This is a genomic window from Streptomyces mutabilis, from assembly GCF_014649815.1.
GTDB classification, from domain to species: Bacteria; Actinomycetota; Actinomycetes; order Streptomycetales; family Streptomycetaceae; genus Streptomyces; species Streptomyces mutabilis.
Genome location: NZ_BMTT01000317.1, coordinates 1 through 519, shown reverse-complemented (window position 1 = coordinate 519; position 519 = coordinate 1). Strand labels below are relative to the sequence as shown.

General features: G+C 40.8%; 1 protein-coding gene. It reads right to left on the bottom strand.

Annotation, left to right across the window (positions count from 1 at the left end):
* A partial coding sequence (locus IE142_RS40470; RefSeq protein WP_191889537.1) for a DNA-binding domain-containing protein occupies positions 1–519 on the bottom strand: 519 nt, incomplete at both ends.

Below are 519 nucleotides of genomic sequence, written 5' to 3'. Positions count from 1 at the left end.
CTCAAGATGATATGTTCCTTTAAATATAAAGTATAGAGGAAGAGTAAAACCGTCCGCTATAATACACTCTATTGCAGAGATCAGTTCCCCTACTTCTTTAGAGGGATTTCCTCTTGCAGCTCGTAGAGGCATAGTAGTTACAACTTTTTGAGTCTTTCCCTGTCCAAGTTGAAAGCCAGTTTCATCGAAATTGTATATATTTTTGGGAGGTATATTCTTGATAAAGGGCTCTAAGCAGTCGTACCAGTGTTGGAGAACACCTATATCTTCTGCATCAAGACGCTTCTTATCTTTCGGCTTCTGCTGAATGAGCTTAAACTCCTCAGGAAGACGTTTAATAAAGCGATAAACCCAGTTCTTGTCAACTGTACGAGATTGCCCGTCGGTTATATTCCGCTGCAGTATTTGGTTGGCACTCTGCTCAATCATTCCGGCCGTAGGTGGACTATATAGATTATCAAGCTGACGAATCCAACGAATTAGTGCCTTTTCTTGTGAATCATCAAGTGTCTTGGTTGA